Consider the following 14,945-nt stretch of genomic DNA (forward strand, 5'->3'; position numbering starts at 1 on the left):
GTTCTGGGTGGACGCCGCCGGGAGGTCGTGCGTGGCGCGCTAGCACGCCGTGGCGACACTTGCCGTAACTGCTGGTTATAGATTCGTAGAGGCATATTACTTCCAAACATGACAGAGGACGCTGCGGACGCCGACGCCGACGCGACCGGCACAGCCGGCGGAGACGCCCGCGAACCCACACCAGGCGGCGACCCGCGCCGCGGAACCCGGTTCGGGACGCGCGCCGTCCACGCCGACGGGGCCGCCGACCCCACCACCGGCGCGCGCGCCCCACCCCTCCACCAGACCACGAGCTACGAGTTCCCCGACGCCGACGTCGCCGCCGACCGCTACGCGCTCGCCGACCGCGGCCACATCTACTCGCGCATCTCGAACCCGACCGTCGAGCGCCTCGAGGACGCCATCGCCGCGCTCCACGACGCCCCGGCCGCGGTCGCGACCGCCTCCGGGATGGCCGCACTCGACGCGCTCACGCTCGTCCTCGCCGAAGCCGGCGACACAATCGTCTGCTCGAACGACACGTACGGCGGCACGACCACGTACTTCGCGAGCACCGCCTCGCGCCGCGGCATCGACGTCGAGTTCGTCGACACCCTCGACGTCGACGCCTACCGCGACGCCATCGACGACGACACCGCGTTCGTGCACGTCGAGACCGTCGGCAACCCCAGCCTCGTCACGCCCGACTTCGACGCCATCGCGGACGTCGCCCACGAGCACGGCGTCCCGCTCATCGCCGACAACACGTTCGCCACGCCCGCGCTCTGCAAACCCGGCGAGCACGGGGTCGACGTCGTCTGGGAGTCCACGACGAAGTGGCTGCACGGGTCGGGAACGACCGTCGGCGGCGTCGTCGTCGACACCGGCACGTTCGACTGGGCCGCACACGACTATCCCGAGGTCGCGGGCCCGAACCCCGCGTACCCCGACACGGACTTCAGCGAGTACGCGCCCGACGCTCCGCTCGCCGCCGCCGTCCGCTACCGGTCCGTGCGGTCGCTCGGCGACCAGCAGTCGCCGTTCGACGCCTGGCAGACCCTCCAGGGCCTCCAGACGCTCGAACTGCGGATGGACAAGCACTGCGAGAACGCGCGCATCGTCGCCGAGTACCTCCAGGGACACGACGACGTCGCGTGGGTCACCCACCCCGGCCTCGACTCCCACCCGACGCACGACAACGCCAGCGAGTACCTCGACGGCGGGTACGGCGGCATGATCGCGTTCGGGCTGTCGGGCAGCGACGACGCCGACGGCCCCGAGGGATACGCCGCGGGGAAGCGCTTCTGCGAGGCCGTGGACCTCGCCTCCTTCCTCGCGAACATCGGGGACGCGAAGACGCTCGTCATCCACCCCGCGAGCACGACCCACGCCCAGCTGTCGCCCGACGAGCAAGCGGACGCGGGCGTGACGCCCGACCTCGTCCGGCTGTCGGTGGGTATCGAGGACCCCGTGGACCTGCTCGCGGACCTCGACGCGGCCATCGCCGCTGCGACGAGCGACGACGTCACGGCCGCGACCCCTGCCACCGACGGTGGGGCGCGCGGAGGTGACGACGCGTGACGACCGAGACCGTCACCCTGGACGAGTTCGAGTTCCAGTGCGGCGAGACCGTCCCCGAGCTGACGCTCGCGTACGAGACGTACGGCGAGTTCACCGGCGGGAACGCGGTCCTCGTGACGCACGCGCTCACGGGGAGCGCGCACGTCGCTCGACGACGAAGCGGTCGGGACGGCTGGCAGCGCGGCGGGAGCGACGCGGCCGACGGCGACGAGGCAGGCGACGACGCGAACGCCGACGAGAGCGCGAGCGCGCCGAACACGGCGGGGCAGGCGCGCGCCTGGTGGGGGGACGTCGTCGGGCCTGGGAAGGCCATCGACACGAAGCAGTACTTCGTCGTGTGCGTGAACGTCCCCGGGTCCTGTTACGGGAGCGACGGCCCGGCGAGCGAGAAGCCCGCGGTCGCGAAGGACGAGGACGACCGAGCGGACGCTCGCTGGGGGACGGAGTTCCCGCCGGTGACCGTCGGCGACTGGACGCGCACGCAGCGGGCGGTCCTGGACGAACTCGGCGTCGGACGCCTGCACGCGGTCGTCGGCGGGAGCGTCGGCGGCATGAACGCGCTCGACTGGGCGAAGCGGTACCCGGACGACGTCGACCGCGTCGGCGCGGTCGCCACCGCCCCGCGACTGGACGCGCAGGGACTCGCCGTGGAGGCGGTCGCCCGCCGCGCGATCACGACCGACCCGGCGTGGAACGACGGCGACTACTATCACGCGGACGAGAAACCCGACGACGGCCTGGCGCTCGCGCGCCAGCTCGGGCACCTCCAGTACCTCTCGAAGGACTCGATGGACGACCGGTTCGGGCGCAGAGCGGCCGGCCGGAACGACGCGCGCGACCGGTTCCCGAGCGACCCCGCCGGCGACTTCTTCCCCTACCGCGAGGTCGAGTCCTACCTCGACTACAACGCGGACTCGTTCACCGGGCGCTTCGACGCGAACAGCTACCTCTACCTCACCAGGGCGATGGACGACTACGACCTCGCCGCGGGCTACGAGCACGACACCGCCGCGCTCGCCGCGTTCCAGGGGGAACTCCTCGCGATGTCGTTCACGGGCGACTGGCACTTCACCGTCGAGCAGGCCGAGGGGCTCGCGGCGAGCGCGCGCGACGCGGACGTCCCGGTCGCGCACCACGTCGTCGACTCGGACCACGGCCACGACGCGTTCCTCGTCGAACCCGAGCACGTCGGCCCGCCACTGCGGGACTTCCTCGCCGACGGCGTCGACGGCCGCGCGGTCTCCGACACCGAGAACGGCGACAACGGCGACGACCGGCACGCGCCCGTCCACACCAGCCTGTTCTCGTAGGGACCCGCCGCCCTCTTGTCGCTCGGCCGCGAACCCCCAGACATGCCAGAGAGCGACCTCGTCGTGGACTTCCAGCGCGTCGCGGACGGCGACCCGGACGCACCCCCGGTCGACGACCTGCTCGCGGCCCTCCAGGCGGCGACCGAACGCGGCGTCGAAGCCGTCGAAGCGGTCCACGACCACGCCGCGGACGACGCGGCGACGCTCGACCCCGAGGCCGACCCGGACGCGTACGTCGACGTCGTCGAGACCGTCGAGGACGTCGGGTACCTCGTCGACCGCGTGAACGACCAGGTCGCGCTCGTCGCCGACCTCGTCGCTGCACGACCCGACACGTCTCCCGGGGCGCTCGCCGAGCGCGTCGTCGACTTCGTCGAGGAATCCGACGGAATGTTGCTGCCGAGCGAGCGCGCGGAACGCTACCGGGACGCCGTCGTCGACGACGCCTGACCGTCGTCGGTCGACGCCGGCACCTGCCGCGTCGACTACAAAAAATCGTTCTCGGGAACGCTCAAGGACCCGGTGGTCGTGCGTTCGCGTATGCTCTACGTCGGGAGCGACGACGGCGTGTACCGATTCGGCGACGCGCTCGAACGCGAGCATCGACCGGCGGCGACGCGCGTTCTCGACGCCGGGAGCGCGATGCGTCTCCGCTCGTTCGACGACCCGGAACGACCCGACGGACTGTTCGCGGCGACCGCGTCCGGGCTCCATCACTCGCCCGACGGCGACGAGTGGGTCGACCTGGGCGTACCTCGCGAGGCGGTGTACGCGGTCGGCGCGAGCGCCGATGGTCGGCGGCTGTACGCGGGCACGCGCCCCGCTGCGGTCTACACCGCGACCGTCCCTGACTCGAGCGTCCTCGACGCGAGCGCGCTCGACTGGCGCGAACGCGAGGGCTTCCAGGCGCTCCCGTCGCGCGAGCACTGGCGGCTCCCTCGTCACGAGGACCTGGCGCACGTCCGCGACGCGAAAGGGCTCCCCGGCGACCCCGACGGCGTCGTCGCGGCCGTCGAGGTCGGTGGCGTGCACGCGAGCGCCGACCGCGGCGAGACGTGGACCGAGCGCCGCGGCCCCATCACCGACCCGCGGCCGGAGGACGCGCCCGGCGACGCCGTCGACTGGAGCAAGCGACCGGGAGACGTTCACGACGACGTCCACGAGCTCGCCGTGCTCGACGACAGCCAGTGGGTCGCCGCGACCGGGTTCGGGCTGTTCGAGACGACCGACGCCGGCGCGTCGTGGACGCGACTCGACGAGGACGTCGAGCAGGGGTACTTCCGCACCGTCCGCCACAACGACGGGGTGACGTACGCCGCCGCCGCGACCTCGAGCAGCGGGAACTGGGACGACCCCGACGTCACCGCCGGGTTCTTCGCGTACACGCCCGACGACGGGCTCCGCGAACTCGAGTACGACACTCCCGACGAGGTCGTCACTGGCATCACCGTCGTCGACGCCGACGACGCCGACGACGCCAACGAGACCGCTGATGTCGACGACGCTGACGTGCGCTTCGCCGGGACGCACCGCGGGTCGCTCCTCCGGGAGACCGCCACCGGCGAGTGGACCACGGTCGGGGCCTTCCCGACCGACGCCAGGAGCGGGACGTACACGCCGCTGGCGTGGCTCGCAGAGTGAAGGTCGTTCGACGGTGAAGCGGCCCCGATTCAGAGCACGCCTTCGGCTTCGAGGACGTCGCGGAGTTCTTCCATCGAGGAGACCGTGACGTCGCAGGTCGGTTCGACGTTCGGTTTCGGCTCGAATCCGACCGCGAGCCCCGCCACCTCGAGCATCGGGAGGTCGTTCGCGCCGTCGCCGACCGCGACGGTGTCCGCGAGGTCGACCTCGTGCTCGCTCGCGTAGTCGCGGAGCGCGTCGTCCTTCGTCCCCTCGATGAGGCTCCCCTCGACGCCACCCGTGAGCGCCCCGTCCTCGACCGGTAGGCGGTTCGAGACGATGGCGTCCACGTCCACGCCCTCGCGTTCGAGCGCCGCGGCGACGCCCTTCTCGAACCCGCCCGTGAAGATCGCGACCGTCACGTCAGCGTCCCGGAGCGCCTGGATGACGTCGGCGGCGCCCTCGCGCAGGCGGACGTTCCCCCACGCGCGCTCCGCCGCCTCCTCGCTCAACCCGTCGAGGAGCCCGGCGCGCTGCCGCAAACTCTCCGCGTACCCGAGCTCGTCGTTCATCGCGCGATGCGTGATGTCGGCCATCTTCTCGGCTACCCCGTACTCCTCGCCGAGCAGGACGGTCATCTCGGAGTCAGAGAGGGTGCCGTCGAAGTCGAACGCGACCAGCGTCATACCCACGACTCTGCGAGGCGGCGTCAAGTAGGCACCGGGTCCCGGTCGAACTCGCCGCGCCGGAAGCGCTCGGCGGGCGGGGGACGCTCGCCGCGGTCGTCCCTCGACGGCCGAACCTGCACACACCATTAAGCCGCCGTGGTTCGAACCGGCGGGCATGGACGAAGCGGACGAGGCCATCGAGGCCGTCGAGGACACGAACCTGCGCGGGCTCGTCGAGGAACTCCACGAGAACGTCGACGCCTCCCTCCGGCTGGCGTTCCGGTACGAGGGCGAGACGCACGACATCGTGCACGTCAGCGACGACGTCGACGCGCAGTACACCGACGCCGAACTCGAGGAGCGCGTGAAGACGCTCCTGATGAAGGCGCTCGGTGACCCACCCCAGGAGCAGGCGCTCTACGACTTCGGCGAACTGAACTCGACGGTGCGGTTCTTCGACGAGGTCATCGTCGCCGTGTTCCCCGACGAGGAATGGAGCGGCATCGTCATCGTCTTCGACCGCGACGAGTCGCCGCTCGTCGACACGACCCTGCACTACCTCGACGTCGACGACTGATCCGCCCCAGCCCCAGCGGCAGACGACCACGGCAGGTGCTCGCCGCAGCGGCGTGCGGTCGCGACCGCCGTTCTCACGCGCTCGGAATCGCCCCACCACTCTTGTGACCTGATACCATACTGTCGGGTATGAAGCAGAACGTCGGTCGGTCGGACGGCATCGGTCGCGTCGCACTCGGAGGCATCCTCGGCATCGTCTCGCTCGCCATCCTCGGCGACGCCATCGCCGGTGCACCCGCGATACTCTCGCCGGTCCTCGGCGCGCTCTCGCTGATACTCCTCATCACGGGCGCGACGAACACGTGCGCGCTCTACTCGCTGCTCGGCGTCGACACCACGCAGTAGCGGCCGCCCGCACTCGCAGACGAACGCGGTCGAGGCGCCCGGCGTCGCAGCGGTCAGGCCCCGTAGCGGTCAGAACGCGGTCCACGCTCGCGGCCCGGCGTCGCCCGGGAGGCCGCGGACGCGGTACTCGCGAGCGCCCGTCTCCTCGACCTCGCGCACCTCGACGACGCCGTCGAACGGCTGCTTGATGATGCCCAGCGAGTCCTGTGGCACGGGCGTGTCGAGGACGAACCCGCCGAGGAACCCCGAACTCTCGACGCGACCGGTGAGGACGTGCAGGAACTGGTAGACGCGGCGGATGTCCGCGTACATCAGGAGCGTCGAGAGCGTGTGCATCCCGACGCTCGCCCCCGACAAGTCGTCGGCCTCGTGGAACCGACGCATGAAATCGGTGAGGCCGATACCGATACCGGTGAGGTCGCCCGCGCTCGACACGAGCCGGCGGTTCGGCGACTCGTCGTTCCGCCCGAAGCCGCGCTGGCGCGTGACGCAGTCGACGATCGCGAGCGTGGCGACGTCGGGGTGGACGTCGCGGTACTCGCGCTCGACGGTCTCCGCGTTCTTCCGCGTCGTCACGAACGCCGTCGCCCGGTCGCCCCCACGGTCGGCCGCCAGCACCTCGTAGAGCAACTCGCGCTTGCCCGTCATCGGCGGGCCGACGACGAGGACGTTCGACCCGTCCCGGACCGCCCCCGTGTCGAGGTCCGGCGCCAAGTTCGTCATTGCCCGCCGGTTGGAGCGCGCCCGTCAAGAAAGCGCGGGTCCGGCGGGCTCGCGGACCGCTCGTTCGACGCGGGCGGCGAGCGCCCCCGTGGCGACGCTGACCGCTCCGCAGAACGTGCACGCGATGGTCGCGGTCTGTCGCCGGACGTCGCCGGGCTCGTGCAGTGGCGGCCAGCGATACGCGAGCGCGGCGAGTCCCGCGGTCGCGGCGGCGTCGACGTCGCAACCGCGAGCGCCGGACAGCAGTCCGGCGGTTCCGACCGACGGCAATTCTCGCCGCCCTCCATGGTAAAGGAAGCGTTATGGGTCGTGGGCTGATGGACTCGCGTATGAAGGTCCTGGTGACGGACCCCATCGCCGACGCGGGTATCGAACGCCTCAGAGAGGCGGGCCACGAAGTCGAGACCGCCTACGACGTCGAAGGGGACGCGCTCCTCTCCGCGGTCGACGACGCGAACGGACTCATCGTTCGCTCGGGAACCGAGGTGACGGAGGCGGTGTTCGAGGCCGCGCCGGAACTCGTCATCGTCGGCCGCGCCGGCATCGGCGTGGACAACATCGATATCGACGCGGCGACCGAGCACGGCGTCGTCGTCGCGAACGCCCCCGAAGGGAACGTTCGCGCCGCCAGCGAGCACACGGTCGCGATGGCGTTCGCCGCCGCACGCTCCATCCCGCAAGCCCACACGCGACTCCGGGACGGCGAATGGGCGAAAGGCGACTTCCTCGGCACCGAGGTCAACGGGAAGACCCTCGGCGTCGTCGGCCTCGGTCGCGTCGGCCAGGAGGTCGCGAAGAAGTGCCACTCGCTCGGGATGAACCTCGTCGCGTTCGACCCCTACATCAGCGAGGAGCGCGCCGAGCAACTCGGCGCGGAACTCGTCGACCTCGACGACTGCCTCGACCGCGCGGACTTCCTCACCGTCCACGTCCCGCTGACGGACGAGACGGAGAACATGATCAGCGACGAGGAGCTCGCGCAGCTCGAAGGCGGGTACGTCGTGAACTGCGCTCGCGGCGGCGTCGTCGACGAGGACGCGCTCGCCGAAGCCGTCGAGGACGGCGTGCTCGCCGGCGCCGCGGTGGACGTGTTCGCGGAGGAGCCCGTGAGTCCCGACAATCCACTGCTCGACGTTGACGACGTCGTCGTGACGCCCCACCTCGGGGCGAGCACGGAGGCCGCCCAGGAGAACGTCGCGGTCTCGACCGCGAATCAAGTAGTCGCGGCGTTCGCGGGCGAGCCCGTGATGAACGCGCTGAACGCGCCGTCGATGGACGAGGCGGCGTTCCCGCGCGTCGAACCGTACATCGACCTCGGCGAGACGTCGGGGAAGGTCGCCGCGCAACTGTTCGGGAAGCGCATCGAGTCCGTCGAGGTCAGCTACGAGGGCGACATCGCCGAGGAGGACGTCGACCTCGTCACCGCGAGCGTCCTGAAGGGCGTGTTCGAACCGCTGGAGTGGCAGGTGAACTCGGTGAACGCGCCGCGTATCGCTGAGGAACGCGGCGTCGAGGTCACCGAATCGAAGAGCCGCAGTAGCGAGGACTTCCAGAGCCTCGTCACCGTCACGGTCGGCGACGGCGACGAGGAACTCTCCGTGTGCGGAACGCTCTTCCACGGCGACGACCCGCGCATCGTCCGCATCGACGGGTTCCGCGTCGACGCCATCCCCCACGGGAAGATGGTCGTCGCACGGAACGCCGACGAACCGGGCGTCATCGGCCTCATCGGCTCGGTCATGGGGAAGTACGACGTGAACATCGCCGGGATGTTCAACGCCCGCCAGACCATCGGCGGGGAAGCGCTGACCGTGTACAACGTCGACGGCGAGATCTCCGACGAAGCCCGCGAGGAACTCGTCGCCGACGACCGCATCACGGACGTCACCGTCATCAGACTCAACGGCGCCGACGAGTAACGCCACCCGCGTTCACGGCCTGTTTCTCTCGACGTGGCGACGTGTGTGACCGACGGGTCGAGTCAGAACGCGTTCCGGAAGCGCCGAACGAGCGACTCGAGCAGCGACTCCCGTTCGCGCAGGTCCCTGATGGTCGCGTTCCGGTCAGCGAGTATCGTCTCGTAGCGCTCGCGGACGGCCTCGACCTGTCGCTCCGCGGCGTCGCGGTCCGAACGCAGATGGTCGACGCGCGCGGCGAGCACGGGCGCCGGCGGCAGGTTCGCCGGGTCCCGGCCACTCAACGGCTCGCTGTCGGGCTCTGTCGAGGTAGTGATGGTGGCAGCATCGGAGTCGCTACTCGGGGGTCGGGGGCGCGAAGTCGGCGCACCATCACCCAACCCGTCGTCCTCGGTCGGCACCGTCCATTCGACGGTGAACGCGGGGTCGGTTGACATGGACTAGCATACTTCTCGGCAGGACACGTCAAACCCCGTCAGACCGACGGAATACGAGCGTCAGACGCCACCCACAACCCCTCACCACCCCCAACAACTCACGAACCGAGAACCAACCCAAAACACCGACACCCACACTCGAAACGGCGACCTGGAGGTCGCCGTACGCTCGGTCAGTCCGCAACCGCACCCGAAACGGCGCCCGAGGGGGCGCCGTATGCTCGGTCAGTCCGCGAGATGCTCTCGAACACCTTCGGTCGTCCCCGGGACCTGCTCGGTGTCGCCGCCGGCGGCCGCGGCCGCGTCGGGGTCCTTCAGGAGGTGCCCGGTCGTCAGGAGCGCGACGCGCTCACCGGCCTCGATGACGCCCTCGTCGCGGAGCTTTCGCGCCCCCGCGAGACTCGCCGCGCTCGCGGGCTCGACGCCCACGCCCTCGCCGGCGAGGTCGCGTTGCGCTCGCGTGATCTCGTCGTCCGAGACGGCGACCGCCGTCCCGCCCGTCTCGCGGATACCGGGGAGCGCCTTCGGCGCGTTCACCGGATTCCCGATACGGATCGCGGTCGCGCGCGTCTCCACGTCGTCCCAGCGACGCACCTCGTCGTTCCCCTCCTGCACCGCCTCCACCATCGGTGCCGCCCCCTCAGCTTGCACGCCCGTCAACGTCGGCACCTCGCTCTTCTCGAGCGCCCCCGACTGCACGAGCTCGCGGAAGCACTTGTACAACGCCGCCGTGTTCCCCGCGTTCCCCACCGGGAGCACGATGCGGTCCGGGAACGCGCCGTAATCCTCCATGAACCGCTCCAGTATCTCCAGCCCGATCGTCTTCTGGCCCTCGAGCCGGAAGGGATTCAGCGAGTTCAGCAAGTAGGCGTCGCCCGCCATTGCGAGGTCCTGGACGATGTCCAGGCACGTGTCGAAGTTCCCATCAACTTCGAGGATGCGCGCGCCGTGGAGGCTCGCCTGCGCGACCTTCCCCGCCGCGACCTTCCCCGCCGGCAGGAGGACGAGCGTCTCCATGTTCGCACGAGCGCCGTACGCCGACAGCGCCGCGCTCGTGTTCCCCGTGCTCGCGCACGCCAGCCGCCCGACGCCGAGTTCCTGGGCGACGCGAACGCCGACGGTCATCCCGCGGTCCTTGAACGCCCCCGTCGGGTTCATCCCCTCGTGTTTGACGCGGAGCGCCTCGACGCCGAGTTCGTCCTCCAGGTCCGGGACGCGATGCAGGGGCGTGTCGCCCTCCGGGAGCGTCACGCCCACGTCGAACGGCAACGCAGCCGCGTACCGCCACACGCCACGCCCCTCGAAGTCGTCGAACGTCGGCAGGTCGGCGTACCTGGCTTCGAGCAGTCCATCGCAATCGCACGTGTACCGGACGTCGTCGAACGGCGCGTACACGTCACCGCACTCGATGCACGCGAGCCACACGCCGTCGTCCGCCACGTCCGGCGCGTCCGGCGCTGGCGCGTCAAGTGAAAGCGAATCCATTGTCGGGGCGAAAGCCCCGCGCACGCAAAAGTCCGCGGGGTACACCCAGACGTTGCCGCACCCACACGCCCGAGGAGCGACCGCGGCGCGGACGGCCACACAAGATACTTGCCGTCGTTGGTCGCACACGCGACCGTGACCCCGCCCTCCACGCCGAGCGACGGCCGCGATGGCCGCGACGGCCGCGATGGCCGCGACAGCCGCGACGGCTGCGGTGGCTGCGGTGGCCGCGACGCCAGCGGCCGCTCCCGACGTGCGGTCCTCGCGACCGCCGGCACCGCCGTCGCTGGCGCGCTCGCCGGCTGCAGCGCGCTCGGTGGCGGCACCACGCCGTCGGCGTTCGCCGACGGCGACTGGCACTCGTTCGGGAACGCGCCCGGGAACCAGAACCGCGTCGCTGGCGGTGCTCCGGAGCCGACCGACCACGACGTGCTCGCGGACGCGAACTGGCCGTACGCGCCGCCGGTCGTCCACGACGATACCGCGTACCTCGCGACCGGCGAGCGCGTGCTCGCGGTCCAGGCGAACGGCGTCGAAGCGTGGCAGCGACCCGGCGAGGACCGCGTCGTCGCCTCGGGTGCGCCCGCGCTCGACCCCGACGAGGGCCTGCTCTACGTCCCCAAGCGAGTCGTCCCGCGGAGCGACGGCCCGGACCCGGCGCCCGCGTTCGTCACCGCGTACGACTACGAGACCGGGTTCGAGCAGTGGCGCGTTCGCGTCGGCGACGACCGCGCGTACGGCGTCACCGTCCACGGTGGCGACCTCTACGTCCGGAGCGCGAGCGCGTGCGTCCGACTCGGGCCCGACGGGAGCGAACGCTGGCGGACGCCACTCGACCCGCTCAGGTACGACGAGTACAACCTCTCCGGCACGTTCGCGACGCAGGTCGCGCCCGCCGTCGAGAACGCCGGCGTGTACGTCCCCGACCGGAACGCGCTCGTCAAACTCGAACCGGGAACCGGCGACGAACGCTGGCGCGTCCACGCCGCCACGCCCTACGCCGCCCCCGTCCTCGACAACGGCGGCGTCGTCCAGACCGGCTGGCAGGGCGTCGTCGCCGTCGACCGCTTCGGCGACGTCCGCTGGCGACGCGACCTCCAGTCGCTCGCCGCCCCAGCAACCGACGGCACCGACGTCTACGTCGCCACGACCGACCTCTACGAACTCGACGGCACGACAGGCGAGAGCAACTGGACGATACCTCTCTCGCGCGGCGACACCGGAACCGCCGCCCCCGTCGTCACCGACGACACCGTCGTCGTCGACGCCGACCACCCCGTCGCCTACCGCCGCGACGCTGACGGCCTCCTCGCCCCCGACCGCAAACGCTGGACCTACACCCAACCACACACCGGCACCTACGCCACACCAGTCGTCGCGTCCGGCAACCTGTTCGCCGTGGGCCCCGCCGGCCTCTACGCGTTCGAACACAACACCGAGACCTAGCCACGACGCACTCGAACACCCCACCGACACGTAGCCAGGACACACTCGAACGCTGACCAAGAACGAATAGAAACGGCCGCCTGGCGGCGGCCGAACGCTAGGTGAGTCAGTTACCGTCGAACTCGTCGATGACGCCGTGGACGGTCTCGGTCCATTCGTCGAGCGCGTCGTGCAGGAGTTCCTTCGCTTCGGGGAGTTCGGTGGCGGTGTACTGGTAGACGTAGCCGCCGGCGTCGAGCAAGCGGCGGTTCCGGTCGGCGAGCCCGTTCTCGAGGAGCGTCGACAGCGACCGGTTGACGTTCGAGCGGTCGCGCTCCATCTGTCCGGCGAGCTCCTCGACGGTACTCCCGGGGTTGTCGAGGAGCGCGACGTACGTCCTGACCTCGTGGTCCTGGATGCCGAACACGCAACTCAGGACGTTCTGGAACGACGGGTCCGGTTGCTCCAGGAGGTCGCCGAGGTCCGGTGACTGGTCTGTCATACCCCGTATTCCGTCGCCGTCGGTCAAAAACGTACCTCCGGCGTGCGCCGACGTCGGGCGAGAGAGCGCCGTCAGTCCTCGGCGTCGGCGGTGGTGTCGCGCGCGTACCCCTGGTTGTCGATGCATTCGCGCATCTCCGCTTCGGTCCCGTGCTTGTGGAGCGTCGTCGGCGTGTCGCAGTAGAACGTCGACCCGTCGTGGCGGAGCGTCACCTCGTGCTCGCTCCCGAGGAGCTCGGTGACGATGACGACGCGGCGCCCGTCCGCGAGCGCACTCAGTATCTCTTCGACGTCGAGTTCACCGGCGTTCGCGCGGAGGGGTTCCATCGTCTACGTGTGCGTGCGCCCCCCGTATCGGCGTTTCGGATACGCACTGGCCGTCGGCGACCGGATTCGACGACCGGCCTCGGCGTCCACTTAGCTCTTGCGTGGCGCTGCGGCGCGCGTACAGCGCCGGCGTACCGTCTTTCCAACCGGCTCCGTCGCTCTGGATGCACATGTCAGAGACGGTTTCCTCGACGGAGACGAGTACAGGCTTCGACCTCGCGGACTGGCAGGCAGGGACGCTCGCTGGCACCCTCGCCGGCGTCGTCATGGGCGTCATGCTGACGACACAGCTGACGCCCGTCATCGAGGCGGCGATCCCGGCGATGTACGGACTCTCCGGCGGGCTCGCGGGCTGGGTGGTGCACGTCTCTCACGGCGCCGTCCTCGGCGTCGCGTTCGCCGCGGTCCTCGGCGCGGTCGGCGGGGGCGAGTGGTCGACGGCGAAGACCGTCGGCGTCGGGCTCGCGTTCGGCGTCGCGCTCTGGGTCGTGCTCGCGGTCCTCGTGATGCCGGTGTGGCTCCAGACCGTCGGGTTCGGGCCCGCGCCCGCCGTCCCGAACGTCAGCCCCAAGAGCCTCGTCGGGCACGTCGTCTACGGCGTCGTGCTCGGCGGCGCGTTCGCGGTGCTGGACTGACGAGAACGACTCGGCGGCGGCTTCCGGCCGATGCGCCGCGTTCGCTGAGCGCGCTCGGCGGAGAGAGAAGTGCGGCCACCGAGGTGACGCCGGTGGCCGCGTTCACAGAGACCGCGTGCGTACCGCCCCGGGTGACAGTCGGGGCAAGTGGCAGGTGGCGTGACAGGCATCCCTCGTGGCCGCCCGGGTCACGCGTGGGCGAACCAGTCATCGGGAATCACGGCCCATCACCGCATCGGGAATCACGGCCCGTCACCGGGGTGCTCGGTGATGCTACTCGTCGAGGTGAATCCACTCGCCGCGCTCGTCGCTCGCCACGACGGCGTCCAGCACGCGCTGGACGTCGTACGCGTCGGCGAACGACGGCACGTCCGTCTCGGCGGCGTCGCCGCGCTCGCTGGCGGCGACCTGCGAGAGGAACGCGGCGTTCTCGTGGACGAACGTGTGCTCCCAGCCGACGACGTGCCCGGGCGGCCACCAGACGTCGCCGTACGGGTCGGATTCGTCGGTGACGAGCACCGTCTCGTACCCCCGGGAATCCCCGGTGTGGACCTCGAGCTCGTTCAACCGTTCGAGGGAGAACCGGAGGCTCCCGTCGGTCCCGTGGACCGCGATGGAGTGGTCGTTCTTGTGTCCGGCCGTCATCCGCGACGCCTCGAACGTCCCCATCGCGCCCGACGCGTACTCGACCTGCGCGCTGTAGGCGTCGTCCACGGTCACCGGCTTCGTCTCGTCGCCGCCCTCGACGGGGCGCTCGTCGACGAACGTCCGCAGGTGGCCGCTGACGCGCTCGACGTCGCCGACGCGGTCGCCGACCAGGTAGTCCGCGAGGTCGACGGTGTGCGCGCCGAGGTCGCCGAGCGCGCCGCTCCCGGCGAGTTCGGCGTCGTTCCGCCAGCTCCAGGGGGCGTCCTCGTCGACGAGCCAGTCCTGGAGGTACGACCCGCGCACCTGCCGTATATCGCCGAGTTCGCCGTCGGCGATCAGGTCGCGAGCGTACTGGATGGCGGGCACGAACCGGTAGTTGAACGCGCACGCCGCGACGGCGTCGCTCTCGGCGGCGGCGTCGCGTAGTTCGCCTGCGCCGTCGAGCGTCGGCGCGAGCGGCTTCTCGCAGAGCACGTGCGTGTCCGCCGAGAGGGCCGCTATCGTCGGGTCGACGTGCAGGAAGTTCGGGCCGAGGTTGTAGAAGACGTCGACGTCGTCGACGACGTCGCGCCAGTCGGTCGCGTACCGCGCGAACCCGAGGCGCTCCGTCGCGTCGGCGAGTGCGGCCTCGTCGGTGCCGACGAGGACGTCCCGTTCGACCGCGGGGGCGTCCGGGAAGAACATCGGGAGCCTGGCGAGCGCGTTCGCGTGCGCCTTCCCCATGAACCGGTAGCCGAGGAAGCCGACGCTGAGTGGGTCCTCGGCCATC

17 protein-coding genes are annotated in these 14,945 nt (G+C 70.7%); 9 read left to right on the plus strand and 8 right to left on the minus strand.

Features of this window, described 5'->3' with window-relative positions; translation table 11 throughout:
* Positions 1–108: 108 nt before the first annotated feature.
* The 4 genes from LI336_RS16400 to LI336_RS16415 all read left to right on the plus strand — a co-directional run bounded on the left by LI336_RS16400 (position 109) and on the right by LI336_RS16415 (position 4,511).
* Positions 109–1,560, plus strand: coding sequence for an O-acetylhomoserine aminocarboxypropyltransferase/cysteine synthase family protein (locus LI336_RS16400; protein WP_227134224.1), 1,452 nt, complete (start codon positions 109–111; stop codon positions 1,558–1,560).
* Positions 1,557–2,870 (plus strand): homoserine O-acetyltransferase MetX, encoded by a 1,314-nt coding sequence (gene metX / locus LI336_RS16405; protein ID WP_227134225.1) that lies wholly within the window; start codon positions 1,557–1,559, stop codon positions 2,868–2,870. Before LI336_RS16400 ends, metX begins: the two co-directional genes overlap by 4 nt.
* 42 nt (positions 2,871–2,912) lie before the next feature.
* A complete protein-coding gene (locus tag LI336_RS16410; RefSeq protein WP_227134226.1) occupies positions 2,913–3,320 on the plus strand; it encodes a hypothetical protein in 408 nt (135 codons plus the stop codon).
* Between the two features lie 90 nt (positions 3,321–3,410).
* On the plus strand, positions 3,411–4,511 hold the full coding sequence (locus LI336_RS16415) for a beta propeller repeat protein (protein ID WP_227134227.1): 1,101 nt from the start codon (positions 3,411–3,413) through the stop codon (positions 4,509–4,511).
* 29 nt (positions 4,512–4,540) lie between these two features.
* Here LI336_RS16415 and serB read toward each other — a convergent pair whose 3' ends face one another.
* A complete protein-coding gene (serB, locus tag LI336_RS16420) occupies positions 4,541–5,176 on the minus strand; it encodes a phosphoserine phosphatase SerB (RefSeq protein ID WP_227134228.1) in 636 nt (211 codons plus the stop codon).
* A gap of 157 nt (positions 5,177–5,333) precedes the next feature.
* On the opposite strand from serB, the gene LI336_RS16425 reads away from it, so the two are divergent.
* Entirely contained in the window at positions 5,334–5,735 is a 402-nt protein-coding gene (locus LI336_RS16425) for a DUF7522 family protein (RefSeq protein WP_227134229.1), read from the plus strand.
* Positions 5,736–5,863: 128 nt separating this feature from the next.
* Complete coding sequence (locus tag LI336_RS16430; RefSeq protein ID WP_227134230.1) at positions 5,864–6,079, plus strand: YgaP family membrane protein; 216 nt, start codon at positions 5,864–5,866, stop codon at positions 6,077–6,079.
* A gap of 69 nt (positions 6,080–6,148) precedes the next feature.
* Here LI336_RS16430 and LI336_RS16435 read toward each other — a convergent pair whose 3' ends face one another.
* The gene (locus tag LI336_RS16435; protein ID WP_227134231.1) at positions 6,149–6,802 is read right to left on the minus strand and encodes a DUF7504 family protein; all 654 of its coding nucleotides are present in this window, start codon (positions 6,800–6,802) and stop codon (positions 6,149–6,151) included.
* A 24-nt stretch (positions 6,803–6,826) separates the two neighbouring features.
* A complete protein-coding gene (locus tag LI336_RS16440) occupies positions 6,827–7,072 on the minus strand; it encodes a hypothetical protein (RefSeq protein WP_227134232.1) in 246 nt (81 codons plus the stop codon).
* 59 nt (positions 7,073–7,131) lie between these two features.
* Between LI336_RS16440 and serA the strand changes: the two genes are divergently transcribed.
* Positions 7,132–8,721 carry a phosphoglycerate dehydrogenase gene (serA, locus tag LI336_RS16445; protein WP_227134233.1) on the plus strand — a complete coding sequence of 530 codons (1,590 nt, stop codon included), beginning with the start codon at positions 7,132–7,134 and terminating at the stop codon, positions 8,719–8,721.
* A gap of 62 nt (positions 8,722–8,783) precedes the next feature.
* Here the strand turns inward: serA and LI336_RS16450 are convergent, their stop codons facing one another.
* The gene (locus LI336_RS16450) at positions 8,784–9,155 is read right to left on the minus strand and encodes a hypothetical protein (RefSeq protein ID WP_227134234.1); all 372 of its coding nucleotides are present in this window, start codon (positions 9,153–9,155) and stop codon (positions 8,784–8,786) included.
* Between the two features lie 225 nt (positions 9,156–9,380).
* Complete coding sequence (gene thrC, locus LI336_RS16455; RefSeq protein WP_227134235.1) at positions 9,381–10,640, minus strand: threonine synthase; 1,260 nt, start codon at positions 10,638–10,640, stop codon at positions 9,381–9,383.
* A gap of 135 nt (positions 10,641–10,775) precedes the next feature.
* Between thrC and LI336_RS16460 the strand changes: the two genes are divergently transcribed.
* Positions 10,776–12,086: an outer membrane protein assembly factor BamB family protein gene (locus tag LI336_RS16460; RefSeq protein WP_227134236.1), complete on the plus strand. Its 1,311-nt coding sequence runs from the start codon at positions 10,776–10,778 to the stop codon at positions 12,084–12,086.
* Between the two features lie 106 nt (positions 12,087–12,192).
* On the opposite strand, the gene LI336_RS16465 is transcribed toward LI336_RS16460, so the two are convergent.
* Positions 12,193–12,567, minus strand: coding sequence for a helix-turn-helix domain-containing protein (locus LI336_RS16465; RefSeq protein ID WP_227134237.1), 375 nt, complete (start codon positions 12,565–12,567; stop codon positions 12,193–12,195).
* 71 nt (positions 12,568–12,638) lie between these two features.
* Positions 12,639–12,893, minus strand: coding sequence for a DUF8001 family protein (locus tag LI336_RS16470; protein ID WP_227134238.1), 255 nt, complete (start codon positions 12,891–12,893; stop codon positions 12,639–12,641).
* Between the two features lie 170 nt (positions 12,894–13,063).
* On the opposite strand from LI336_RS16470, the gene LI336_RS16475 reads away from it, so the two are divergent.
* The gene (locus tag LI336_RS16475; protein ID WP_227134239.1) at positions 13,064–13,528 is read left to right on the plus strand and encodes a DUF1440 domain-containing protein; all 465 of its coding nucleotides are present in this window, start codon (positions 13,064–13,066) and stop codon (positions 13,526–13,528) included.
* A 273-nt stretch (positions 13,529–13,801) separates the two neighbouring features.
* On the opposite strand, the gene LI336_RS16480 is transcribed toward LI336_RS16475, so the two are convergent.
* Positions 13,802–14,944 (minus strand): Gfo/Idh/MocA family protein, encoded by a 1,143-nt coding sequence (locus tag LI336_RS16480; RefSeq protein ID WP_227134240.1) that lies wholly within the window; start codon positions 14,942–14,944, stop codon positions 13,802–13,804.
* Between the last annotated feature and the right edge of the window lies 1 nt (position 14,945).

Source organism: Halorubellus salinus, assembly GCF_020567525.1.
In the GTDB taxonomy this organism is placed as follows: domain Archaea; phylum Halobacteriota; class Halobacteria; order Halobacteriales; family Natrialbaceae; genus Halorubellus; species Halorubellus salinus.